The organism is Alphaproteobacteria bacterium 33-17 (genome assembly GCA_001897445.1).
In the GTDB taxonomy this organism is placed as follows: Bacteria; Pseudomonadota; Alphaproteobacteria; order Rickettsiales; family 33-17; genus 33-17.
The window spans coordinates 15,095-38,940 of the sequence record MKSX01000011.1 but is presented as its reverse complement, the minus strand read 5'-3'; the positions used below and the strand labels follow the sequence as shown (position 1 = coordinate 38,940).

Here is a 23,846-nt window from a genome sequence, read left to right as displayed (position 1 = left end):
AATATGAATATAAACCCATTTCTTGATGTTATGTATAATTTGCTCGATTTTTTAAGTTGGGGCTTAGTGATTTATATCACAATGAATTTGCTTACGTATTTTGGAATTTTGAACAAATCAAATCAGATTGTTCTAAAAATTTATATTTCTCTTATGAGACTTTATGAGCCTGTACTTTTTAAAATTAGAAAGTATTTGCCACAAAATTTGCCAATAGACTTATCACCCATTGTGGTTTTTCTTGGTATTGAATTAGTTCAGGGTATAATGACTACATACTTATATTATTAAAAATCAGAGGTTTTGCCTAGTGAACATAGCTGATATAGCTTTAGTTAATATTTTATTTGGCTTTCTGCTGAAATTTTTGGTAGAAAAAAATATTAATAATGATGCGCAGGTTTCAAGTAAAATCATTTTGTCACCAGCCAGATTTTACGGCTATATACCGCTATATTCAATACTTGCTTTTACATTCGTATTTTGTAGTACTCTGTATATTTGTAACATTGAGATAGTAACAGCTATAGCACTTGATACCAGCGTTATAACTCTTATAAGTTTTTTATGTTTGCGTTATATAACCAGGGCGCTCAATGCAAGGCTTATTCATGACTTTATAGTTAGAAGCTGCTTTCTGTTAATCGCAAGTTTTGCTGTAATAGCAACACTTGGAATTATAGCTATTGTGCTTATCAAATCAGTGCAGTTTTTTAAATTAATTCCAATGCACAAATTTTTAATGGGATACGAATGGTTTCCAGAAGACGCAACAGAAGATTCTTTTGGCATATTAAAGCTATTTCAGGGAACTATGTATATGGTATTGTTGACCATGTTATTTGCAGTTCCGTTATCTGTACTTAGTAGCGCTAGAATATACTTTTTTTCACGGCATCCTAAAATTATAAAATCTATTTTCGATACAATGTCATCAGTACCTTCAATTGTATATGGCTTTATCGCAATTGTAATAATTTCGCCTTTTGTAACTGATATTGCAAAATTTTTTGAAATTGATGCAGAAAGTGAAAATACAATTTCGGCAGTAATAGCGATAACTCTTATGATTCTTCCCTTTTTAATTTCAATGTCTATCGAGGTATTTAAAAACTTTCCTAAGACATTCATAGATGCATCCTTAGGTCTAGGGCTTTCAAAACAAGAGACCGTAAGAACAATTGTAGTACCAGCTGTAATGCCGAACTTGCTAGCAATATACATAATTGCAATTACCAGAATAATAGGCGAGACAATGATTGTAACAATGTCACTTGGTATGAACGCAGCATTCAGCGCAAACCCACTTAAATCGGTGACAACATTTACCGTGCAGATAGTTGCGGCTGTTACTGGCGATAATGATTTTGCAAGCCCTGTATTTTTATCTGCTTTTGCTATTTCTATAGTACTTATTTGTTTTACATCTATACTAAACTATATATCTATACTAATTGTTCGTAAGTTTGGTCATAAATATGCGTTATAAAGATCGAATTAGAAAAGATAAAATCCAGGAAATTGCCATGAATGCAGCGCTTGGCTTTATTTTACTGGCATTTGCTGTAATTATGATAATAGTCGTTCATAAAGGAATAGGAACATTTTATCATTCATTTGTTATTGAAGAAAATAGGGTTGTAAAACTCGATTCAAAAGCAGATATTTATTACAAATATAATAATGCTGCCGAAATATCACTTAAAGATCGTGAAAAAATTGATGAATTAATTAGTCAGGATAAAATAGAAATCAGACCTGATTTTTCAATTATAACTAATGGAGATTCTACTTTTGCAGAAAATGCAGGGGTTAAATGGTCATTGCTTGGATCACTTATTACAGTAATTACAGCAATATTTATTGCAATGCCTCTTGGAATTGCAGCGGGCGTGTACATTGAAGAGTTTGTAAAGAATAGGTTTGTAGCTTCTTCAATAGATATGGCAATTAATAATCTGTCATCAATTCCTTCGGTTATTTATGGTGTTGTTGCGCTTTATGTACTCATTGGAACTTTTTCATTACCAAGATCTTCTTTTATTGTTGCGGCATTTACACTAACTTTAATGGCTGTACCTTTAATTTATGTGTCAACTCGTCAGGCATTAGCATCAATTCCTTTATCCATCAAAAACGCAGGACTTGGGCTTGGATTGTCACACACTCAGGTGGTTACAAAAATTTTACTACCTATCGCGCTTCCGAAAATTACTACAGGTGTTATTATGGCAATTGCAAGAATATTTGGTGAAGCAGCGCCCCTTATATTGGTTGGTTCGGTTGCTTTTATTGCAAATGCTCCTAGTAAAATTTTAGACCCTATACCGCTTATGCCAACGCAAATATATTTATGGACGCAAAATATAGATACTGCTTTTATTGAAAAATCTTTTGGGGCAATAATAATATTATTATTTATAAATTTAATGGTCAGTATTGTTTCGCAGCGTTTAACAAATAAAAGTGAGGGCTTATAAATGTTTGAAATAGATTTAAGCCATGAAAGAATTAAAATGTCGGCTAAAAATGTAAACCTTTTCTATGGTGATAAACAGGTTTTAGATGATGTTAGTTTAAATATTTGCCGCAATAGGGTGACTGCCCTTATTGGTCCTTCAGGATGCGGTAAATCTTCTTTTTTACGAATATTAAACCGCATGAATGATCAAATTACAGGGTGCAGGGTAGAAGGTGATATATTACTTGGTAAAAAGCATATTTATGCTCCTGATATAGACGTTGTAAGGCTAAGAACTAAAGTTGGGATGGTATTTCAAAAGCCTAATCCATTTCCGAAAACTATATATGAAAATATTGCCTTTGCTCCGCGTATGCATGGCTTAGTAAATAAAAACAGCAAAGAAGAAAAAGAGATGGTAGAGCAAGCTCTTATCGATGTTGGGCTTTTTGAAGATGTTAAAGATAGGATCAATATGCCAGCACTTTCGCTTTCTGGTGGTCAGCAGCAACGCGTATGTATAGCAAGGACTATGGCAATAAAACCAGATGTTATTTTAATGGATGAGCCATGTTCAGCATTGGATCCAATAGCTACCGCTAAAATAGAGGGTCTTATTGATACACTAAAAGAGAAGTTTACCATAGTAATAGTCACTCACTCAATGCAGCAAGCAGCAAGGGTTTCGGACTATACAGGCTTTTTCAATATGGGTAAATTAGTGGAATTTAATACAACAGAAATCATGTTCACAAATCCAAGAGAAAAACAGACGCAGGATTATATAACCGGACGCTTCGGCTAAATTTTAGCTTGTGTCTTTTTATCATGGAATGCGTCATTTCCTCACTCGTTTAGGTTTTACTAAACTTCGTTCGTTATTTCTGTTCCATGATAAAAATACTTTAGCTAGTAACATTGAAGTTACATAGAGTTTTTACCTATCTAAATCTCTATTGTGTACACTTGCACACATGACAAATCCAAATCCTACCATCATAGACATCATGATAGTTCCCCCATATGATAAAAACGGAAGAGGCACCCCTACAACTGGTACAAGTTCCATGACCATAGCCATATTAATAAACAAATGAATAAAGAACATACATGCAACACCCATAGCCATCATAGCGCCAAAATGGTTTTTACAGTTAAGAGCAACTTTATAAGATCTATATAGCATAAGCCCATAGATAACTAATATTGTAAGACCTCCCATTAAACCTAATTCTTCTGAAAGCATGGCAAAAATAAAATCTGTTTGATGTTCTGGTAAAAAGCTAAGCTGCGTTTGTGTGCCTTTTAGTAAACCTTTCCCAAATATTCCACCTGATCCAATAGAAATTTTAGACTGTATTATGTTATATCCAGTCGCTAATCTATCGGATCCTGGGTCAAGAAATACCATAATACGTTTTTTCTGATAATCATGTAAAAAATTCCATGCAATTGGGGCGCTTATAACAGCCGCTAGAATCACAAAACCAAATTTCCATAATGCAATGCCGGCAATTAAAAACATCATTCCGCCAATACCAAGGATAATGGACGCAGTACCAAGATCTGGTTGTTTTAAAACTAATGCAACAGGTACTAAAACCATTAATATAGGAGGAATGACGTAACGAATTTTACGAATATTATTAAATGGCAAATTGTGAAAATATCTAGCTAGAGCCATAATTACTGTAGTTTTTACAAGATCAGATGGCTGAAGTTTTATAATACCTAAATTTAGCCAGCGTGTTGCTCCCATCGCAGTATGCCCTGCAAATTCAGTTACAATAAGTAAAATTATGCTTAGTGCATAAAATTTATACGACATATTATACCAAAAACGCATACTAGTTACCGCGATAACAAGCATTACTACAGTTCCTGATGCAAAATGAAGAATTTGCTTAAACATCCATGGAAATACTGACCCCTGCGCTGCAGAATACATGAGGGCAAAGCCGATTGAAGAAACCGCAAGCATTAAAAAATATAGAGGAAAATCTATATATAATATTTTTTGAAGTGTATTATTATAATTAACTTTGCCGCGCATTTTACGTTTTTACCTAAATCAAATTTGCGAGTTTAATATATTGCTCTACAGATATATTTTCTGCCCTCATAGTAGGTAGCACACCAATATTTGCTAAATTATCTTCAGATAAATTTAGTTTTTTTAGTGTTTTACCGATTTGCTTTCTACGGTGCATAAAAAACTCCTGTGTAATGTATTCTAATTTTTTAATATCAAAATTCAAAGCATTTGTTTTTCTTGTAAAATATACTACTGCGGAATCAACTTTGGGTGCGGGTATAAATTGGTGACTGCCTACATGTAAAAAGATCTCGCAATCATATATTGCCTGCGAAATTACTGACAGCCTACCATACTCACCATTATCAGGTTCTGCTGAAATTCTTTCTGCAACTTCCTTTTGGAACATTAAGTTTAAAGAAGGAAATATATGCTGACTTTTGAGTAATTTTAATAAAATTTCTGAAGATATATAATAAGGCAAATTTGAAATTACATGAAATTCTTCACCTTTGGTTATATTTTCAAAATCAAGTTTAAGTGCATCTTCGTGGAATATCTTAGCATTTGTATTACTGCATAAGTTTGTAAGTAATTCAATACATCTATCATCTGGTTCAATTAAAATAAGCTTACTCGGTTTTTGTTCAACAATATGGCGGGTTAAGGCTCCTGTTCCAGGGCCAATTTCTAAAACGTTCTTACCTGCAATATTACTTTCATTAACTATTCTAAGGCAGGTGTTAGGATTTTTTAAAAAGTTTTGTCCTAATTTTTTGAGTGGGGCAATATTTTGTGATGTCATTTTTTCTTCCGTAAAATTTTATAAATTCCTGAGGCAAACATAAGAGCTACACTAAGCCAGATAAAATTGATCATTTTTCTGTCGTATACTCTGAGATATGCTCCTTTTTCTTCATCATAATCAGCAAAGGCTAAGTATATGTCATTAAATAAAAAGCTTTTAATATCTACGTCTGTGGTAGTTGTTTGCTCTATTGGGTAAAGTCTTGTTTCGGGCTTTAAATAAAATATATAATTATTTTTAGTAATTTTTACAATTGCTTTACGGCTGGCATAGTTTTTCACTAAACTATATTCTACATCTTTTAAAGTAATCTGATAATTGTTATGCTCAAAGCTCTCACCTATTTTAAGGGTAGCTTCCTCAAATGTGCTTCCATTAAACGCAATATTCGCTGAAAGTATAAGAAGCCCAAAGCCAATATGACCTAAAAAAACTGCTATTCTTCTCATGTTTTGTAAAAAATCAAGTATGCTGAAAATAATTAAAAACCATGCCCCTAATATACCGTATACGGGTAGTAAGCTGTGTATTGTGTAATGCTTAGAGCATAAATAAGTTAAAATGCCACTTAAGAGCGCTACGCTTAGCATTTTTAAAAATAATTGTTTTTGCGTAATATATTTAGTAACTGCAACACTTCCTAAAAATAAAACAGGTGACATTACTGGTAATAATGTTTTTTCATAATATGGTGCGCCAAGTGATATAAATTGTTTATAAAGCATATAGTATATGATGGGGCTTGTTAGTGCAAAAAATATGATGATACTGCCTAAAAACATGAAAATTGCATTTGCTAATAAAAACCTGTTTTTGTTGATAATTACGTTTTCTTTAAAGGCTTTAATCACTGGAATTATGCCAATGCAGCCTATGCCGATAATATATAATAATAAATAAATACCTCTTGAATTATCCTGGGCAAAGCTATGAACAGATGTTAAAAGCCCTGACCTTACAATAAATGTTGCAAAATTTGCGTAGAAAAACCCTAAAATGCAAAGTAAAATTTGATACTTATAAAAGCTGGAATTTTTACTTATTAGTAGATGAACAAGTCCTACGGCTGTAAACCATGGCAAAAGTGATATATTTTCAACAGGATCCCAGAACCAAAAACCGCCCCAGCCAAGCTCGCGGTATGCCCACCATGAGCCAAGCCCTATACCTAATGTCAAAAAGCTAAATGAAAATAAAGCCCATTTGTGTAAATATTTATGCTTTTCTAAAAATGTTTCTTTATCATAAAACGCTATTAAAAATGGCACTATCAATGATGTGTATCCAATATACAGAATAGGCGGGTGAATAGCCAAGGCATAATCCTGTAATAGCGGATTTAACCCCATTCCATTTGTTACCTCTTCTGTAACTATCCTAAACGGGTTAGAGGAAAATAGAATATACGTACCTAAGAAGCCTATGCTGCTGAAATATATAGTTTTTTGCGTATTATTAGGCTTATTTTTATATGCAAAAATACTAAACATTACAGATGTTAGCATGTAAATTAGTATCAGAGATCCTTCATGACTTCCCCAACTGCCAGCTATTTTAAAAATTAAAGGTTTTAAATGATGTGAATTTAAAACAACATTTTCAATATGATAATTAGAAGTTATAAAAGCATAAATTAATTGAATAAATAGCGAAATATTTAATAAAGATATAATATAATGAGAGTTATTTAATGATTTATTTTTCTTTTGTAGTGTGATAGATAAAAGGGATGTAAATATTGTAAAAAATAGGATTATGTTTGCTGAATAAGCCAGTATCATATGTTAAGCCGTTAGTACAAATACTAGTTTTTTAATAATTTAAATGTTATAATATTAATTAAATATAATAGTGAACTATAGATGAATAGTGCAGAAAGACAAGATTTTATCAACAATTTAGCTGCGAAAACTTTAGAAGAGCGTAAAAAAACCATTCTAACGCGTGAGCAGCTTAATATGCTTGAGGAATTATATGCGGAAGGTGATCCAGTAATTAATGTATTAATTGCCGATGGATCAAAGCTTGATTTATCATATTTCGATATGAGTGAACAAGACCTTAGAGGCTTTAATTTTGCCAATTTTATCTTAAAAAACTGTAATTTTAGAAAAAGTCGTTTTGATGGTGAGTCTTTAAAAACCATACTTTCTAAGGCAAATTCTGATAAAATATCACTAAAAGGTCTTGATTTACGTCAGGCTGATCTATCAAGTCAGGTGATTTATGAACGTGCTATTGGTGTAACCCTTGATATTCCTTATAATTTTGAAGGGCAAATTCTTGATAAATCTAATTTTGCAGGTGCTGATCTTACTAATGCTAATTTTGATAAAGCATCGCTAAAGGGTGTTATACTTAAAAACAGTAATTTAATTGGTGCATCTTTCAACGGTTCAGACATACAGGGTGCAAATTTTGATGGGGCTTTTTTTGAAGCTGACCAGCTAGCTCAGTCTCTTAATTTTGAGGAAGCAATATTTTCTGATAATTCAATAATTGCCGATATTAAAAAGGCGTTACATGAGATTGAAAATCCACAGAATCCAACCATTAAAAAGCTTAAGAAATTATTCAGCTCTATTAAATTGTCTTTAAAAGCAAAAGCTGCATCTGCTGCCTTTACTATGCGTAAAGCGAAAATGAAAGATAAAGATATAGAAGAAGAATTTAATCCAGAAATTACTATGCAAAATATAGAATCTCCTGGCAGGTTCGCAGATAAAGTATCTAAAGATAAAGAAAAATCAGCTGAACAATCTTTCAGAAAATAATTGTATTAGATGTATTTTTATGATATTCCTTTTTGAAAAAGGGGTAAAATATGACTTCTAAATATGGCAAAATGTGGGTTGATGGTGCTATTACGGATAGTAATGATGCTAATATACCAATAATGACTCATGGTCTTCATTATGCTAGTTCTGTATTTGAAGGAATTAGAGTATATTACAACAAAATATTTATGCTTGATGAGCATATCGACAGACTGTTTCTGTCTGCTAATCTAATTGGCATGACAATACCTTTTTCTAAGGATCAAATTAAAAATGCTACTTTAGAAGTTGTCGCAAAAAATGATATTTATTTTGGGTACATAAGACCTGTAGTATTTAGGGGAAGTGAAGAGATTAAAATTGCAGCTCCTAATACAACTGTTCATGTGGCAATCGCAGTATGGAATACTAATACAATTGAAGTGCCTAAAGATCTTAGCAAAGGTTATAAACTTAACATTGGTGATTATAAAAGACCTTCAAAAGAATGTTTACCTGTTCAAAGCAAATGTGCTGCATCTTATGCGATAGCAACACTTGAAAAACATAAAGCTTTAGCAAAAGGGTTTGATGATTCACTATTATTAGATTTTGAAGGTAATGTTGCTGAAACTACAAGTTCCAACATTTTCTTTGTCAAAGATAATAAACTATATACGCCACTCGCTGATTGTTTTTTAAATGGTCTTACGCGTCAGAAAATAATATTTATAGCTAAACAACTTGAAATTAATGTGATTGAAACAAAAATTAATCCAAATAATATTTATGAATTTGAGGACTGCTTTGTTACATCAACAACCTTAGATATCATGCCTGTAAGTTCAATCAATAAGATTATTTTTAACAGGCACAATATAACAAAAAGAATTTACAATAAATTTTACGAAGATTGTATTTTAGCTTATAAATCATCCTAAAAGTTGACAGAATTTTATTAATGCAATAGCATTAAATCAGTTAATTTTTTTAGAAAAACATAATGCGTGATAGTAATCAGAAACCAGAAAAAACCAAAGCTTTTCATATAACGCATAAGCTTAATACTATTTCTGAAAAATATACTATTCTTGCATCTTCCCCTATTAGAGAATTTTCCAGTATTTTTGGTCAGGCATTTGATGTAAATGACTTGGGAAATCCCGGTGTACAAGATAAGTTCGTATATGTGTTTGACCCATCCTATGGATATCGTATGGATATTATTTCAGAGATGATGGAAAACACATTTACCAATATTGTAAAGCCAATTCATTGTGAAATTTTGCCAGTAGGAGAGGTAAATCATTACAGACTTTGCGCAGTATTTAAAAAGCCTGCAGGAATTACATTAAGATCATATGTAAAGCAGTTTGGTCCAATGTCTGAGCAGCAGATTATGGATTATGTTATTCCTATTGTAACTAAGGTTTTAATGGGTTTTGAGGAGCTTGGACAGTCACACGGTGGAATAAATCCTGATAATATTTATATTAACAACGTAAATAATATTTTAGATGTAACTGTTGGGGATGCTATCAGAGAGCCTTGTGGCTTTTCGCAGCCAGCTGCTTATGAAGTAATAGAAAGAATGCAGGTCATGCCTATAGCTAAGGGCGTTTCCGATGTACTTAATGATTATTTTTCGCTAGGTATTACAGTAGTTTATTTAACCAAAGGTAATTTGCCTGCTGAATTACTATCACTGGAAGAACTTGTTTACAGACGAATAGAGGAAAGTGCATACGAGGTTTACTGTCCTGATTTTAATGGTTCTGCTGCATTTAAAAACATGGTAAAAGGCTTACTTTGTGATAGAAGAACTGAAAGGTGGGGTACGACCAAGGTTATTGAGTGGCTAAAGGGTAGAAGGTTTAATTTTGCAGTACTAAGGCTTTATAAAAAAGCCACAAGGATATTTAACATAGGAGAGACTAAATATTACACTACAGGAAGTGTTGCGCAAGCTCTTTATAATGACTGGGATTTGGGGAAAAAGGTTATAAAAGACTCAAAGTTTGTGAAATGGGTTGAAGGTGGAATTGCTAACCCAGAAATGGCAGAAAGGCTTTCATATACTGTTAAAATGGGATCAAGTGCTAGTTTTATTAATATTAGTGAAGACGAGATACTATGCAGATGTATTATGATTATAGATCCTGAAAATGGTATCAGGTACAAATCCATTGCATTGCATATTGAGGGTTTTGGTAGTTTATTATGTCATGCGCTTTCAAAAAACATTCAGGATAATATTAATCATATCTATCAGGTACTTGATAGTAGTTTAATAAACATGGCTATGGAAAACAGAACATTAGGAAATAAAATCTTTGCTTCCTATATGATCATGAATCTCGAAAGATTTAAGCTGTATGCAAAAAAACATGAGTTTGGCTTTGGGATGGAAAGACTTTTATATGAGTTTAATACAACGCTTGTTTGTCAGAGTCCCCTTGTAATCAATTATTATTGTTTTAGTGTTGCCAGGTTACTTACTGTTTTAAATGATATATGTGAAGTTAAAGATATTCAGATTTTAGACAGGCACATTTCAGCCTTTATAGCTGCTAAATTAAATTTCAGAAAAGAGGTAAGAATTAGTACTGTATCTAACTATCCAGAAATTGAAAGTAACAGGCTATTAAGATCTGTTGCTTTGTTATCAATTGCTCAAAGAGAAGCAAAAGTTCCTAATTTACCTAATCTTACAAAAAAATACGCTGCATCTCTTAGAGGAATACTAACTTTCATTAAAAGTAAAACCACAAGAGAGGAAGTTGCTAAAAGACTTGATAAGGTAGTTGAGCTTGGCGGTATTTTAGAAGAGTTATTAAATGTTTGCTGCGATGTAAGTATGATAAAAAAAGATAATGATCAGTTTCAGGAAGCTCAAAAAAAGTTCCTGGAGTTAGAAACTTATATTATGAATGCCAGTAATAATAGGAAAATCTTTGATTTGGGCTATAATTATGGGCTTAAAATAGCCATGGTAATATCATATTTTGTATGTACTGTAGCTACAGTTATCATATTTGGACGTATGATGTTTGATAAGTAATAAGGACTAAATGAAATATATTAATTAATTAATAAAACTTTATCATCAAAACACTCTTTACATTTACTTCAAAATATAATATAAATGCCAAAATTCGATCTTTTTATATGGTAAAGACATGACAGTTAAAATAAGACTTACAAGACGTGGTTCAAAAAAGAGACCATACTACAAAGTTGTAGTAGCTAATGCAACAGCACCGAGAGATGGTGACTTTATTGCTGAACTCGGTTTCTTCAATCCTGCAAAAGCTAAAGATTCTGCAGAAAGATTTGGTATTAAAATTGATTTAGTTAAAGATTGGATTGCTAAAGGCGCACAAATGACTGATAGAGTTGCAAAACTTATGGATGCTTATAATTACGAAGTTCCGGGTAATGTTTCTAAAAGACTTGAGCGTTTAAGAAACAATCCTAAAAAATTATCTAAAAAAGAGATGAAAGAGCAGGCTTAGTTATCTAATGTCTAAATTAGTCTTAGTTGGCTATATTATTGGCTCGCATGGAGTAAAAGGGGAGGTCAAAGTGAAAGCTTTGACCCCTAATTTTTTTGGTTTTCCAGCACTTTATAAGGAAAATAATGAAAAAATTAAATTTAAAGTCAGATCATCTAATCAGGATGTATCAATTTGCTCTATAGATGGTGTAAATGATAAAAACATATCTGACAGGCTTAAAGGCATGCAAATATTTGCAATGAGATCAGATTTCCCTGAAATTGAAGAAGATGGCGAGTTCTATATTAGCGATCTCATAGATATGGATATAAAAGATCCTGATTCTAAAGAAAAAATAGGGAAAATTATTGCGGTTCATAATTATGGAGCAGGCGATATTTGTGAAGTAGAAATTCGCAGCAATAAATTATTGCTTCCTTTTAATAACGATACTTTTCCTGAAGTAGATGTAGAAAATAAGGTAATTTACTGCAATATACCTGATGAGGTGTAAAATGCAGAATTTTCATATAATTTCAATGTTACCAGATGCATTCCCAGGGATTTTGGGAATGTCATTAGCTGGGAAAGCGCTTGGAAAGCACTGGAATTACACTGTGACAAATCCTAGGGATTTTGTGGAGCGTAATTACAAATCTGTTGATGACGAGCCATTTGGCGGTGGAATCGGGCAGGTTATGCGCCCTGATATTTTAGGTAAAGCTATTGATAATATCAAAGCTAAACATAATGTTCAGAAATTTATATATTTTTCCCCAAGAGGAAAAAAAATAAATTACGAATATATTGAAAATTTAAAAAGTTGTTCCGACATATTAATGCTGTGTGGCAGATATGAAGGAATTGACCAGCGAGTCATTGATTTTTATGAATTTGAGGAGGTCTCTTTGGGCGATTTTATCATGTCCGGTGGAGAAATTCCTGCAATGACACTAATTGATGCTTGCATTAGACTCATTCCTGGTGTAATAAATAACGGTAATGCATTAATGGAAGAAAGTTTTTGTAGCCAAAATGAGTTTTTTGGTTTATTAGAATATCCGTTATACACTAGACCCTCTTCATGGAATGGTCTTGTGGTTCCAGAAGTTCTTACTTCCGGTGACCATAGAAAAATCAGGGAATGGAGGCTCGATGAGGCAAAAAAAATTACTCAGAAGCGCCGTCCAGATCTTTGGAAAAATTTTAAAGAATCTAAAATTATAGGTTGTAACGAGGCAAAATATGAATAAGTTAGAGCTTTTCAATAATGCTCAAATTCAAAAATTGACAGAAAATAAGTCACACCCAGAATTTAAAGCGGGTGATACAATTAGCGTGCATGCAAAAATCGTTGAAGGAAACAATGAAAGGATTCAGGTTTTCGAAGGACTTTGCATCGCAGTAAGAAATAAAGGATATGCTTCATCATTTGTTGTTAGAAAGCTTTCCCATAACATAGGCGTAGAAAGAATTTTCCCATTATATTCGCCAAGAATTGATAAAATCGTTGTTGTTAAACGCGGTAGAGTACGTAGAGCGAAATTATACTACATGAGAAAACTCCGTGGTAAATCTGCACGTATTACAGAAATGAAAGAAAAACATTCGGTTGCCGAGTAAATAACTTAAATTTTAAGGTTAAACTATGAGTACTTTTGTATTAAAAGAAAAAGATGTACAAAAAAATTGGGTGCATATTGATGCATCTGGTTTAGTATTAGGTAGGCTTGCAGCTGAAGTTGCAAAGATCCTCCGTGGAAAGCATAAAGCTACATTTACTCCTCACATGGACTGTGGTGATTACGTAGTTATTACTAATGCTGAAAAAGTAAGACTTACAGGCAGAAAAGCCGATAGAAAAGATGGTAAATTTTACTACCGTCATACAGGTCACCCTGGTGGTATTAAAGAAATTACTGCTGGTAAACTCCTTGAAGGTAAATACCCAGAAAGAGTTATTGAATTTGCAGTAAAAAGAATGATCTCAAGAGGTACAATGGGTAGAAAACAAATGTCTCACCTATTTATTTACGCTGGTGAAGAGCATCCACATACAGCTCAGCAACCTGCTACACTTGACATAAGATCAAAAAATCCTAAAAATTCACAACATAACTAATTTCGGATATTATTATGACTCAAGTACAAGATGTAAAAGATATGAAACCTCAGCTCGACAAATTTGGTAGAGCTTACGGTACAGGTAGACGTAAAAACGCTAAAGCCAGAGTTTGGATTAAACCAGGTAAAGGTGCGTTTATTGTAAACGGTAAAGTTGTTGAGCAATATTTTGCAAGACCAGTATCAAGAGATATTATTAATCAAGCTTTTGATGCAACAAATACACACAGAGAATTTGATGTTATGTGTACTGTTTCTGGTGGTGGTCTTTCAGGTCAGGCTGGTGCGGTAAGACATGGTCTTTCTCGTGCGCTTGCATCATACAATCCTACAGCTTACAGAGCTTTATTAAGAGCTGCTGGACTCTTAACAAGAGATTCAAGAGTTGTTGAACGTAAGCACTATGGTAAGAAGAAAGCGAGAAGAAGCTTCCAGTTCTCTAAACGTTAGTATTTTACTATATTATACATTAATAAAAACGTCGCCCTCAAAAGCGGCGTTTTTATATTTTAGGGGTTAATTCAAATGCAGGATAAAGAGCATAATCTTAAATGCAAGTTAATAGTTCTTTTAGCAAAACATATATGTAATAAATCTGAGGATTACCTAATACGTGCAAATTTTAACTTAATCGACAGTTATTTTGAAAAAGAATATAAATCCGATATTTTATGTTCATTGATGACGCATATGTCAAACAAGCAATTGATGAAAGAAATTCTGATATTTCATAACAGTAGTAAAAATTCATTTAGTTTCAGGCGTTTATATATTTTATGGCATATTTGTGAGAATAATTTAGCAATAGATGATCCAAAAAATATATTCAATCCCAATCTTTGGGTGGTTAAATATGTTAAACTTGCCAAAGCGTTAAATCATAAATATGGGCTTGATATTATAGATATTGTTGATGGATTTTATAGAAAATATAGCCCTAAAAATGAAAATGACCCTTTGAAACATGCAAATTTTAAATTTGGCTTAGAACTTTGTGGGTATATTTTAGAAAAATACAGCCCTGTTTTTCTTAATTTTAAGAAAAATGATGAACCCTATTATATAGGTTGGGAATCATTCATAAGTATCGTCAAATTTCACTCATTAAGAAAAGATAATAACGTTACATTTTCAGCCATTGATAAAGTAAGGGATAGGGTAATTGCCCTACCGCCTGAAATTACCGAAAAAATATATCGTGATTATGTTGGCATTGGCAGTATCAAATATGGATCATACCCTAAAAATATAAAACTTAAACATGCCTATATTGGTAAGTGCAGTATTTTATAGAATATACCAATTACAAAGCTATCCATTTCAATAGCTTAATAATTAGTACAATCTTACAAATATAATCGACAATATGCAAACAAGGGCTACGGCAAAGCCGAATATGTTTACCCTAACCAACACCTTATCGTGTGTAACTAGACCATAGAAAAGCCAGCTACAAATTGATATAAAAGCCATAGTAAAGCCTAATAGCGATATATCTTCGGAGCTATGTGTTTGTAGTACTTTATAAGTTTGAAAAATAAAAATTGAGTGTCCGATAATTCCAATTGCCGACATATACCTTTCAAAGTATCGCATTGCAACGTTATTTAATTCCATAATATACCTCCTGACTTACTAAGCGGCAAAGCCTAATAATAATCTAGGAAGAATTCGCAACATTTGTCCCAAACCTTCTGCTAGATTATTAATTTTGTAATAACTTTGCAGTTAGTTAGTTAACTGTTAGAAATATATGATAGCAAACTATGACAATAATGCAACATAAAATGACTTATAAGAACATATGCAGTTAAAACTTGCCAATATACTGCTCGCTATATGTTGCTACAATCCAAAATATAAGTCCTATAAATAAGAAAAAGAGCATTTGAGGTAGGATTGTCCAAAATACGAAGAAATAAAGCATAAAAGCAGAGAGAACTGTAAATACAAATCCTAATCTTCTAATTAATGTATTGTTTAGTTTAGCCCCTACTATCAAGGAAAGTATACTTGTTCCCAAATTAATTATAGCCCAAAAATACTTTGTATTACTGCCAAATACAGACAATAAATGAGTATTATTAGGAAATATTGCTAAGAATATAGTAGCAATGAATATGCCTATAGCACTGCATATAATTGCTGATCTGCTAAGTATATAATTGATATTAGTTGATAAAACACCTATACCGAAAAATAATACATTAATTATTAAAGAAAACTCAGGAATGAAGTTTGTGGGTATTTGGAGTAAGATTATTGGGTAACATGCTAAAAAGCTCCATCCAACATACCCTATTAGCATAGAGTTTATAAAATGCGCTATGGCTAAATAATATATCCCACATAATAAAAATATAGTAGTTTGGTCAAATATTGCAGTTTTAAATATGTGGTAAAAACCAAGTAATGATGTTACAAGTCCAAGAAAATTTATAATTACATTTGTATAAGAGCTAGATTTAGAAAAATAGTTTTTACTTAAAATAGCTAAAGAAAGTATTGTTAATATAATAGCCTTTATATTATGTGGTGGAAATAATAAAGCATTAATAACAGTTTCCGTAGATCCTATTGACATAACTACAATAACAAAGCATACAACTGCTATGATAGAGGAATATTTTGAAAAGCTTTTCCATGCAAAATTTTCCGCTATTATTGTATGACCTAACTTTTGCTTGGTTTGGTCATTAATAAGTCCATTCTTGTTCCAATAGTCCAAAGCTTTATTAATTATCTTTGCTTCATCTTTAGTTGTTTTCATATAAATAAACTTTTACAATACACTAATATTAAAATCTTAATGGTTTTATTAAATTATTGCAAAAGGTTTTATTAATTTTTAGTAGTAAGCTTAATAATATTTTCTAATAAATCTTCGGTATTAAATGGTTTATGCAGGATTTTTAAATTTTCAAAACTACCCAGTTTAGAAAGTAAATTATGATCATGTGATCCTGTTTGTAAAAGTTTAGGCACAGATTTTAGTTGTGAAATGTTACTAATTTCACTTAAAAAATCTATTCCATTCATTTTCGGCATCATAAGGTCAACAATAATTAAATCGGGGATGAACTCATTGGATTCTAAAAACAAAATAGCGCTTTTAGCATCTGAGAACATTTTTAGGTCATGATAACCGATCTTGTGTAGCATCATTTCTATGCTCATTAAAACACTTGTTTCATCATCGATGATAATAATATTTTTTATATCAGGTGCCTTTAAAGTATTTTTTGTAAAATCCGATATATTTTCAAATTCAGTTAAAGCTGGAATAGTAAAAGTAAACTTAGCTCCTGATGGTTCAACATTTTCAGCCCAAATCTTACCTCTGTGAGCTTTAATAATATCCCTAGAGATAGTAAGCCCAAGCCCAGTACCACCTGCGCCTGTTTTAGTTAAGGTACTTTGGACAAATGGCTTAAATATCTCTTCAAGTTCTTTTTTAGGAATACCCATGCCATCGTCTGTAATGGTAAAAACATATATTTGTTCATCATGATTATATTGCAGAGAGAGTTTTATAACACTTTTAGTAAATTTAATAGAATTTGTTAGTAAGTTTCTTATAACTTGCATAACACGTTCATGGTCGCCGTTAATCCAGGCATCTTCTAAAGTATTATCAAATTGAATTTCTACATTTCGGCTATCTAAGTATAAATCCTCACATTCTTCTTTAATTTCTATAATAGATTTTAGAAGGCTCATTGGGGCAAACCGCATATCAAGTTTGCCCTTATTCATGCGCGACAAATCTAATATTGTTCTAATAAACGAGAATAGCCTTGTAGCGTTGGCTGCAACTTTTTTTGCTAAAAACTGTCTTGTGTTATCATCTAATTTTTGCCAATCCTGCGCTAAATGTTCAGAAATAGTGGTAATTCCCTGAATTGGCGTTCTAATTTCATGGCTAACATTATTTAAGAATTCAGTTTTAGAAGCTAAAGCTTTCTTAAGTTGTTTATTTTTTTTGTTAATCTTTTTGTTTAGTTTATTAATCTTTTTAAGCTCCTTGATTTTTTCAAGTAATTCCCTTTTCCGAGAGAACAATATTGCAATTACTACTGCCCACGCAAGGTTGATAAAGGTATCTTTATAATAAAGCATATCATCAGGAAGGTCTCCGTGACGGTATTTATAAAACAAAAGCCCTAGTAATGTACCACTCGATAAAATAACAGAAAAAGATAACCAATCGGTAATAAGAATTAACCAGAATAAACCAAGAATGACATTTGACTGCCATGCATACGAAGTATAATTAACGAGAAACATATAAGTTCCAAAAAATGGAAGACAATATATGACGGTTATAATCCAAAAAAATGGTAATATAGGTTTTAGCTTTGATGGCCACCATTTATTAACTGATAACAATAAACAAAGTCCAGCTGCAATGAGGCGTAGGTTAGAATTAACATTTTCAATGTTATGAAGAAGATTCCATAAAAAATCGAACATTAAAAAGTTTAAAACTCCGAAAATAGCAAATAGGGTTGCCATCTGCTCAGAGAAGCTATCTTTGATTGTTTTATATATATTTTTCAGTAGGTTCATTTTTATTTAAATTGATTTTTATTATTAATTCATTATAGTGCATTTATTCTTATTGGTAAATCAATACAAAATAATTTTGGGTTTTTTTAATGAAATACGATGTTGCAATTGTTGGTAATGGTATAATAGGGCTATCAATCGCTTATAATTTAACCAAAAAGCATAATAATATTAGGATAGCCGTAGTTGCTCCTAAGTCAAGACTAAGCGGTGCTACAAATGCAGCTGGTGGTATGATAAGCTGTTTCGGCGAGCTTACACACTCTTCATTAAAAACTGAACTTGGTAATAAAAAGTTTGATACATGCTATAAAGCTTTAAGAAAATGGGATGATCATATAAATGAGCTAAATAGAGGTTTTTCTGATAAACTTGAGATTAATAAAGGCACTTACGTTATTAATAATTCCAAAAGTGGTATAGTTGATCACGAAAATATTTATGCAATGATTGCCGCTTTAAACGATTTTAACGAAGATTATAGTAGAATAGATCCTTTTACAATACCAGGCTTTAAACCAGTAGAGGATGCTAGAGCCATTGAAGCATATTATTTGCCTAACGAAGGATTTATCAACCCTACTTTAATTTTAGACAGATTGCTCGATATTTTATCGGCTAATGATAATGTTGATATTATTGATGATGCGGTTATAAAATCTGATAAAAATGCTAGTGGTTTCAGTATTGAGCTGAAATCGAATGCCAGTATTACTGCCGACCAGCTTCTGTTATGTGCTGGAAGCTATACGCAGTCTATCATAGAAAACTCTGATTTTGGTATCAATACAGTACCGATTTTTGCGGGGTTAGGGCAGGCGGTTCTGATTGAAAAAGTAATAAATGTGCCTCACCTTATAAGAACGCCAAATCGCTCAGGGGCATGTGGGCTACATATTTTACCCTATAATGACAATTCTTTATATGTTGGTGCTTCTAATAACGTATACGTAAATCCTAGTGACTTATCTGAAGTCGGCATAATTCATTTCTTACTAGAATGTACGGTAGAGCAGCTTCATCAGGATTTTTATAAAGCTAAAATGCAAAAAATTATGGTTGGAAACAGACCTGCGTCTTTAGACGGTCTGCCACTAATCGGTGAAACATCAGTTAAGGGCTTATGGGTTATTTCAGGTACATATAGAGACGGTTTTCATCAATCCCCAATTATATCAGAAGAAGTTGCAAATAGAATATTAGGGATCGATACTAGCACAGACTTAAGCATTTTTAGCCCTGAAAGAAAGCCAATAGAACATTATACAGTGGAAGAATCTATAAAAGAGGCAACAAAGCACTATATGTCTGGCGCTTATGAAAGGGCTATGAAACTTCCAAAAGCTGGATGGGATGATTTTATATCTGGTATGATAGAAGACAAGATTAGGGAACTTTATAATAAAATAGGGGTTAATTTTGCCCTAAATCCAGATATTGTTCTTATGTTCCAATTTTCAAATAACCAAGATGCTTTAATATCATATTTTCAAGAATATTTTAAAAACTTTGAAAACAATGATAATTTGGAAAAAATGGATTTATCAGCTTAAACAATCCAGTAGTATTCTATGCTGGATTGTTTAAGTTCTTAGTTCACATTTTGAGCAATTAAGGCTTTTCTTCTTGCTTCTTCTCTTTCTCTGAGTGAGGTTTGACCTTGTGTGTTGAACTGAATGTCAACTCTAAGATCAAACGGTTCGATTACAATAGCTAGCTGATTTGTAATCCTTGCAGATAAAAACTCTTCATAAACTTCAGGCTGAACAAGGGTTGCTTTTTTTGGTTGTTGTATACCAAATTTATGTAATAATGGCGCAAAGAAATCACCAAGCTTAGATTTTTCTTCTGCAATTTCTTCTTTTTTAAGCTTAGTCTTTACTTTCTCATCCATAGTAGCAAGTACATTATCAAACAACCTTGTTGCCTGTATATTTTGTCTGTACATCAGTTTAAGATTTTTAATAAGGGATACAGCATGTTTGTACTGTTCTTTACCATCACTACTTGAAAGGTCAAGATTGTCCATTCTGTGCAGCATTGTACTTGCAGCAGTTTCAGCAAAGCTTATGGTAGCAATCTTTCCACTTAAAACTCCATCGAAAATTCTGTAACAGTTGTGGAAAAACTGAGTATGATCAAGCCTGTGTGAAAGTAGTAGCATTGAAACTTCTGGTCTGTAACCTTCTTTGATCAGCATCTCAAGCGCATGCTTTGGCTCCAGATCGGCTATAGACTCAGCTCTGGCAATAACATTTAGTAACTCAACATGCTCTGGTGTCAATTTACTTTTAATTCTGGCTTTAACAGCATCTATATACTCAGGATATTCCGTAAGTAACATATATAATGCTTTAGGCTTGTTATGTGTTACAATATCATCAGCAATAATTTCAGCAAATTTAGTTAAGTCTGCGTTTTGAACTTCTTCTCGAGAATCCATGAAGCATATACTCATTGGTGCCCTTCTCATAATTTGATGGTATGAACCTTTATGCATAAGATCCATTAGGAACGAGAAACTTTCAACATCATCCGATGCAATCGCGTAATCTAACCCTTCTCTGATAGTTGCTAAAATATAGGCACCACAGGTAGGGTTGGAGTCTTGACCACCATGAACTTCAATAATTTTAGCGCCCATCTTCCAAAAGCCAGCATAATCTTTGTGCTTAATCGCTCTTATCAGTAATGCGTCAAAATTAAAAATATGGGCTAAATCGCGGTTTTTATTAGTAGAATATGTAAGCAACTTATCAAGAAGCTCCTGATTATTACTTGCTATGCTACTTGATATCATAAGGTTAAGTAATGAATATTTTCCGAACCTTCCAAGCTGAGCAGAATTAAAATAGGATCCTGTCATATTGGTAATTCCAGTAAAGCCTATTCGGTCTAATGTTTCATTTGATGCGCCCCTAAATACAGCATCTTTACTATATGACACACCATAGCCGATAATCTCATTTAATTTTTCCTTATCAAGATGCAAACTTGGTAAGAACTTTTCATTAAATAATATGTGAAGGCTTTCAGCATACCCACTTGGAGTATATTTAAATGCAGGTGAGTTTTCTTTTTCAGCCTCAAGTCTTGCAAGGTTAACCCCAAATATGTCAGGTATCACTATATCAGGCTCATAATCGAATAATGAGTCTACCTCTATAGTCCTAAATAGCTTGCTCCTTTTAATTTTAGAAATTTCTTTTTCTGTAAAATGTCCGCGCTGGGTAACAAAGTCATATATTAACTTCACACCATGTGGGTTAAGTGACATTACCCTTGAAAGCATTTGTATGTTATGCTTTAAATCTTTTTCTGCAGCATTAAACTCTACGTCGAAAACAACATTAGTGAGATCTTCATTGATACCGTCTTTTTTAATGAGTCTTTCTAAGTACATATTACATACTGTAGAAGAAGAGGCGAATCTTGGTTTAAATGACTTAAATAACATCTCTTTGTAGAATTCTCTCATTTTATTGAGATCTTCTTCAGAATAACCTTGCTGTTTTGCAAGTCTTATTGCATGTACTGCGCAGTCGAATACGGTTGTAAGAAAGGTTATGTCTTTCATGTACATGGTACCTCTGTGAGGTCTTTCGTCTGTCCACTCATTTTTTGTCCAGTTGATTGCAACTTCTTTAAGGATCTCTATGCGGCTAACAAGATTTTGTCTTGGGAGGATTTTGAAAAAGCCAATATATCCTTTTTCAAGCTCATATTGATATCTGTTTGGCAGAACCTCATCGCCTTCATGTACTGTGTTTAGAGTTGGTGCATATAAAGAGCTCTCTAAAAATCCTACCTTAATGTTCCAGTCGATTCTTCCAGTAGCAGCCCCACCATAACGCCCATGTTTATATATGTCGTCAAGTATAGCAAAATTCATGCAAATTCTGTGAAGCTGACTTTCATCTACTACAAACTGCATTTCATATTTTGCCACTTCGTCAAATTTACAGTTGTTTAATTTGTCTTGATAGCGGTAATTACCAATAGCCATTTCACCCAAGCGGTATAAATGAGTTCTTTGCAGTTCACGCGGTGTCATTTTATCTAAAAAATATCCATTGCATTTGTTATGATCTTCTATGCGACATGAATTGTTTTTAAAGCTTGCTAATAGTATATCTTCAAAATTGGTATCAAATATTTCTGCAAGTAAATATACTTTGCTATATGAAATGCTTCCTAGCATAACTGGATCACGAGGATTAATCTGGGCAAATTTACCTGGTTCATACTCATATGGATATACATAATCAGCAGGAAGTTCTGTTATAGTGCTTTCTAAGTTCGGTTCTTCGTTTCTGGTTCTTGCTTCTTCTATAATCTTATTGCGCCTTTCAACCTTATAATTCATTACTACGCACCATTCGTAATAAGTTTTGAAAAACGCCTCATCATATTTAGTATGTTCTTCAAAAATATCATTAAAGCCATCATATTCATCTGCCATAGCCATAGCTTTATCAGGTGAGCTTAGAACTAATGCCATAATGTCTATGGTTCTTAAATGACGAAGTTTTTCAACAGGAATAAAATTTTTCATTAAAGATGTATTTTGCTCATCATTAATAATCTGTAAGTATTTAAACATTTCGGTAAAAAGTTTAAACTTTTCTTTTCTGCCCTCTACCTCGCCTACATATTTTGTCAGTTCATTATACATAATATCTATGAACCAAAAGCCTTTGGTATCTTTATTGGCATCAGCAGCATCAAATGCTTTTTGTTTTATTTTGTCTATTATAGTTTGACCAATATGTTTACCAAAATGTGTATAGAAAAACTTTGTTACACATTTTGTGTAATAATGTATTTCTCTGTTAAGGTCTAAAAAGTATAAGTTGTGCGAATATAATGAACTAACAGCACTGCCTTCAGAAAAATTATCTATACCAGGCTCAAGTCCATATCCTTTTCTTAAGGGGAGACCAGGGTCCATTGTGACAGGGGCTTTTAATTTATTTTTTTTAAGAAAAAAACCTTGATTAGCTAAAGGTTTTTCATCTCCCACATCTAATCTATATTGTTGTTTAATTGCAGCTAATCTTTGTAAATAATATTCATAATATTTAGCTTGTCTTATTCTTAAGCTTGGTAAAACATTAGTTATCATGTGATTGTAGTTACGTTTACCTTCTGCAATTACGTCTTCTATTCTAATTGTAATAGGTTCGCTAAGTTTTATCTTGTTTATACTTGCTGCTGGTGTTGATACGTAAAATTCATCCGGATTTACTGTTACGTCTTTCATTTCTTCCTCTACTTCTTTATATTTTGCTTTGATGGGGGATCTGTCATCCCCCTTTAGTTTTTGCTTAATGCGGTTAAATAATCTTTTAATGCGTGGTGATAATTTACGATATGCAGCCGCCAATATCTTATACGCAAAATACGCACACACCACCGCACCACATACCTTAACTCCCATCCACACATACCACATCATTATTTTTCTCTATAAAGTTGAAGAAATAAAAAGGACGAATCCTAATTTTTGGTGGATTATATACAGGTTAATTAAATTTATGTATAAATTTTTGAATAAAAAGCAGCAAAAAATAATCTTAGAATTGAATTTGTATAA

General features: G+C 32.5%; 22 protein-coding genes. 15 read left to right on the top strand and 7 right to left on the bottom strand.

Going from position 1 to position 23,846, the window contains the following annotated elements:
- Positions 1–30: 30 nt before the first annotated feature.
- Genes BGO27_02145 through BGO27_02130 form a run of 4 tightly spaced genes read left to right on the top strand, consistent with a single transcriptional unit; the run spans position 31 to position 3,266 of the window.
- Positions 31–291 carry a hypothetical protein gene (locus BGO27_02145; protein ID OJV15374.1) on the top strand — a complete coding sequence of 87 codons (261 nt, stop codon included), beginning with the start codon at positions 31–33 and terminating at the stop codon, positions 289–291.
- 19 nt (positions 292–310) lie between these two features.
- Positions 311–1,489, top strand: coding sequence for a hypothetical protein (locus BGO27_02140; protein OJV15290.1), 1,179 nt, complete (start codon positions 311–313; stop codon positions 1,487–1,489).
- Positions 1,479–2,480, top strand: coding sequence for a hypothetical protein (locus tag BGO27_02135; protein OJV15289.1), 1,002 nt, complete (start codon positions 1,479–1,481; stop codon positions 2,478–2,480). The genes BGO27_02140 and BGO27_02135 overlap by 11 nt, the downstream gene beginning before the upstream one ends.
- Positions 2,481–3,266: a phosphate ABC transporter ATP-binding protein gene (locus BGO27_02130; protein ID OJV15288.1), complete on the top strand. Its 786-nt coding sequence runs from the start codon at positions 2,481–2,483 to the stop codon at positions 3,264–3,266.
- A gap of 132 nt (positions 3,267–3,398) precedes the next feature.
- On the opposite strand, the gene BGO27_02125 is transcribed toward BGO27_02130, so the two are convergent.
- The 3 genes from BGO27_02125 to BGO27_02115 are packed head-to-tail and all read right to left on the bottom strand — an operon-like array spanning position 3,399 to position 7,085.
- Positions 3,399–4,514, bottom strand: coding sequence for a rod shape-determining protein RodA (locus BGO27_02125; GenBank protein ID OJV15287.1), 1,116 nt, complete (start codon positions 4,512–4,514; stop codon positions 3,399–3,401).
- Between the two features lie 13 nt (positions 4,515–4,527).
- A complete protein-coding gene (locus tag BGO27_02120) occupies positions 4,528–5,301 on the bottom strand; it encodes a ribosomal RNA small subunit methyltransferase A (protein OJV15286.1) in 774 nt (257 codons plus the stop codon).
- On the bottom strand, positions 5,298–7,085 hold the full coding sequence (locus tag BGO27_02115) for a hypothetical protein (protein OJV15285.1): 1,788 nt from the start codon (positions 7,083–7,085) through the stop codon (positions 5,298–5,300). The genes BGO27_02120 and BGO27_02115 overlap by 4 nt, the downstream gene beginning before the upstream one ends.
- Positions 7,086–7,166: 81 nt before the next feature.
- On the opposite strand from BGO27_02115, the gene BGO27_02110 reads away from it, so the two are divergent.
- From BGO27_02110 to BGO27_02065, 10 genes are all read left to right on the top strand, one after another.
- Entirely contained in the window at positions 7,167–8,078 is a 912-nt protein-coding gene (locus BGO27_02110; protein OJV15284.1) for a hypothetical protein, read from the top strand.
- A 50-nt stretch (positions 8,079–8,128) separates the two neighbouring features.
- A complete protein-coding gene (locus tag BGO27_02105) occupies positions 8,129–9,001 on the top strand; it encodes a hypothetical protein (GenBank protein OJV15283.1) in 873 nt (290 codons plus the stop codon).
- Between the two features lie 62 nt (positions 9,002–9,063).
- Positions 9,064–11,121, top strand: a complete 2,058-nt coding sequence (locus BGO27_02100) for a hypothetical protein (protein ID OJV15282.1) — start codon at positions 9,064–9,066, stop codon at positions 11,119–11,121.
- A 118-nt stretch (positions 11,122–11,239) separates the two neighbouring features.
- Entirely contained in the window at positions 11,240–11,575 is a 336-nt protein-coding gene (locus tag BGO27_02095; protein OJV15281.1) for a 30S ribosomal protein S16, read from the top strand.
- A gap of 7 nt (positions 11,576–11,582) precedes the next feature.
- Positions 11,583–12,071 carry a 16S rRNA processing protein RimM gene (locus tag BGO27_02090; protein ID OJV15280.1) on the top strand — a complete coding sequence of 163 codons (489 nt, stop codon included), beginning with the start codon at positions 11,583–11,585 and terminating at the stop codon, positions 12,069–12,071.
- 1 nt (position 12,072) lies between these two features.
- A complete protein-coding gene (locus tag BGO27_02085; protein ID OJV15279.1) occupies positions 12,073–12,810 on the top strand; it encodes a tRNA (guanosine(37)-N1)-methyltransferase TrmD in 738 nt (245 codons plus the stop codon).
- Positions 12,803–13,180, top strand: a complete 378-nt coding sequence (locus BGO27_02080) for a 50S ribosomal protein L19 (GenBank protein ID OJV15278.1) — start codon at positions 12,803–12,805, stop codon at positions 13,178–13,180. The genes BGO27_02085 and BGO27_02080 overlap by 8 nt, the downstream gene beginning before the upstream one ends.
- A 25-nt stretch (positions 13,181–13,205) precedes the next feature.
- Positions 13,206–13,679, top strand: a complete 474-nt coding sequence (locus BGO27_02075; GenBank protein OJV15277.1) for a 50S ribosomal protein L13 — start codon at positions 13,206–13,208, stop codon at positions 13,677–13,679.
- 14 nt (positions 13,680–13,693) lie between these two features.
- Positions 13,694–14,131 carry a 30S ribosomal protein S9 gene (locus BGO27_02070; GenBank protein OJV15276.1) on the top strand — a complete coding sequence of 146 codons (438 nt, stop codon included), beginning with the start codon at positions 13,694–13,696 and terminating at the stop codon, positions 14,129–14,131.
- Between the two features lie 75 nt (positions 14,132–14,206).
- Positions 14,207–14,974, top strand: coding sequence for a hypothetical protein (locus tag BGO27_02065; GenBank protein ID OJV15275.1), 768 nt, complete (start codon positions 14,207–14,209; stop codon positions 14,972–14,974).
- A gap of 42 nt (positions 14,975–15,016) precedes the next feature.
- Here BGO27_02065 and BGO27_02060 read toward each other — a convergent pair whose 3' ends face one another.
- The 3 genes from BGO27_02060 to BGO27_02050 form a co-directional block, all read right to left on the bottom strand.
- Complete coding sequence (locus BGO27_02060; protein OJV15274.1) at positions 15,017–15,298, bottom strand: hypothetical protein; 282 nt, start codon at positions 15,296–15,298, stop codon at positions 15,017–15,019.
- A 193-nt stretch (positions 15,299–15,491) separates the two neighbouring features.
- Positions 15,492–16,451 carry a hypothetical protein gene (locus tag BGO27_02055; protein ID OJV15273.1) on the bottom strand — a complete coding sequence of 320 codons (960 nt, stop codon included), beginning with the start codon at positions 16,449–16,451 and terminating at the stop codon, positions 15,492–15,494.
- Positions 16,452–16,522: 71 nt separating this feature from the next.
- On the bottom strand, positions 16,523–17,968 hold the full coding sequence (locus BGO27_02050; GenBank protein ID OJV15272.1) for a hypothetical protein: 1,446 nt from the start codon (positions 17,966–17,968) through the stop codon (positions 16,523–16,525).
- A gap of 371 nt (positions 17,969–18,339) precedes the next feature.
- Here BGO27_02050 and BGO27_02045 point away from each other — a divergent pair, with 371 nt between their 5' ends.
- Positions 18,340–19,803 carry a hypothetical protein gene (locus BGO27_02045; GenBank protein ID OJV15271.1) on the top strand — a complete coding sequence of 488 codons (1,464 nt, stop codon included), beginning with the start codon at positions 18,340–18,342 and terminating at the stop codon, positions 19,801–19,803.
- A gap of 38 nt (positions 19,804–19,841) precedes the next feature.
- On the opposite strand, the gene BGO27_02040 is transcribed toward BGO27_02045, so the two are convergent.
- Positions 19,842–23,690, bottom strand: a complete 3,849-nt coding sequence (locus BGO27_02040; GenBank protein ID OJV15270.1) for a hypothetical protein — start codon at positions 23,688–23,690, stop codon at positions 19,842–19,844.
- Positions 23,691–23,846 lie beyond the last annotated feature (156 nt).

Excerpts from the sequence above, each read along its gene's own strand:
- BGO27_02115 (OJV15285.1), bottom strand. The coding sequence starts at position 7,085 with ATGATACTGGCTTATTCAGCAAACATAATCCTATTTTTTACAATATTT.
- BGO27_02090 (OJV15280.1), top strand. The coding sequence starts at position 11,583 with ATGTCTAAATTAGTCTTAGTTGGCTATATTATTGGCTCGCATGGAGTA.
- BGO27_02055 (OJV15273.1), bottom strand. The coding sequence starts at position 16,451 with ATGAAAACAACTAAAGATGAAGCAAAGATAATTAATAAAGCTTTGGAC.
- BGO27_02045 (OJV15271.1), top strand. The coding sequence starts at position 18,340 with ATGAAATACGATGTTGCAATTGTTGGTAATGGTATAATAGGGCTATCA.
- BGO27_02105 (OJV15283.1), top strand. The coding sequence starts at position 8,129 with ATGACTTCTAAATATGGCAAAATGTGGGTTGATGGTGCTATTACGGAT.
- BGO27_02065 (OJV15275.1), top strand. The coding sequence starts at position 14,207 with ATGCAGGATAAAGAGCATAATCTTAAATGCAAGTTAATAGTTCTTTTA.
- BGO27_02080 (OJV15278.1), top strand. The coding sequence starts at position 12,803 with ATGAATAAGTTAGAGCTTTTCAATAATGCTCAAATTCAAAAATTGACA.
- BGO27_02135 (OJV15289.1), top strand. The coding sequence starts at position 1,479 with ATGCGTTATAAAGATCGAATTAGAAAAGATAAAATCCAGGAAATTGCC.
- BGO27_02100 (OJV15282.1), top strand. The coding sequence starts at position 9,064 with ATGCGTGATAGTAATCAGAAACCAGAAAAAACCAAAGCTTTTCATATA.
- BGO27_02075 (OJV15277.1), top strand. The coding sequence starts at position 13,206 with ATGAGTACTTTTGTATTAAAAGAAAAAGATGTACAAAAAAATTGGGTG.
- BGO27_02040 (OJV15270.1), bottom strand. The coding sequence starts at position 23,690 with ATGGGAGTTAAGGTATGTGGTGCGGTGGTGTGTGCGTATTTTGCGTAT.
- BGO27_02145 (OJV15374.1), top strand. The coding sequence starts at position 31 with ATGTATAATTTGCTCGATTTTTTAAGTTGGGGCTTAGTGATTTATATC.
- BGO27_02110 (OJV15284.1), top strand. The coding sequence starts at position 7,167 with ATGAATAGTGCAGAAAGACAAGATTTTATCAACAATTTAGCTGCGAAA.
- BGO27_02070 (OJV15276.1), top strand. The coding sequence starts at position 13,694 with ATGACTCAAGTACAAGATGTAAAAGATATGAAACCTCAGCTCGACAAA.
- BGO27_02130 (OJV15288.1), top strand. The coding sequence starts at position 2,481 with ATGTTTGAAATAGATTTAAGCCATGAAAGAATTAAAATGTCGGCTAAA.
- BGO27_02050 (OJV15272.1), bottom strand. The coding sequence starts at position 17,968 with ATGTTTCTCGTTAATTATACTTCGTATGCATGGCAGTCAAATGTCATT.
- BGO27_02095 (OJV15281.1), top strand. The coding sequence starts at position 11,240 with ATGACAGTTAAAATAAGACTTACAAGACGTGGTTCAAAAAAGAGACCA.
- BGO27_02125 (OJV15287.1), bottom strand. The coding sequence starts at position 4,514 with ATGCGCGGCAAAGTTAATTATAATAATACACTTCAAAAAATATTATAT.
- BGO27_02085 (OJV15279.1), top strand. The coding sequence starts at position 12,073 with ATGCAGAATTTTCATATAATTTCAATGTTACCAGATGCATTCCCAGGG.
- BGO27_02120 (OJV15286.1), bottom strand. The coding sequence starts at position 5,301 with ATGACATCACAAAATATTGCCCCACTCAAAAAATTAGGACAAAACTTT.
- BGO27_02060 (OJV15274.1), bottom strand. The coding sequence starts at position 15,298 with ATGGAATTAAATAACGTTGCAATGCGATACTTTGAAAGGTATATGTCG.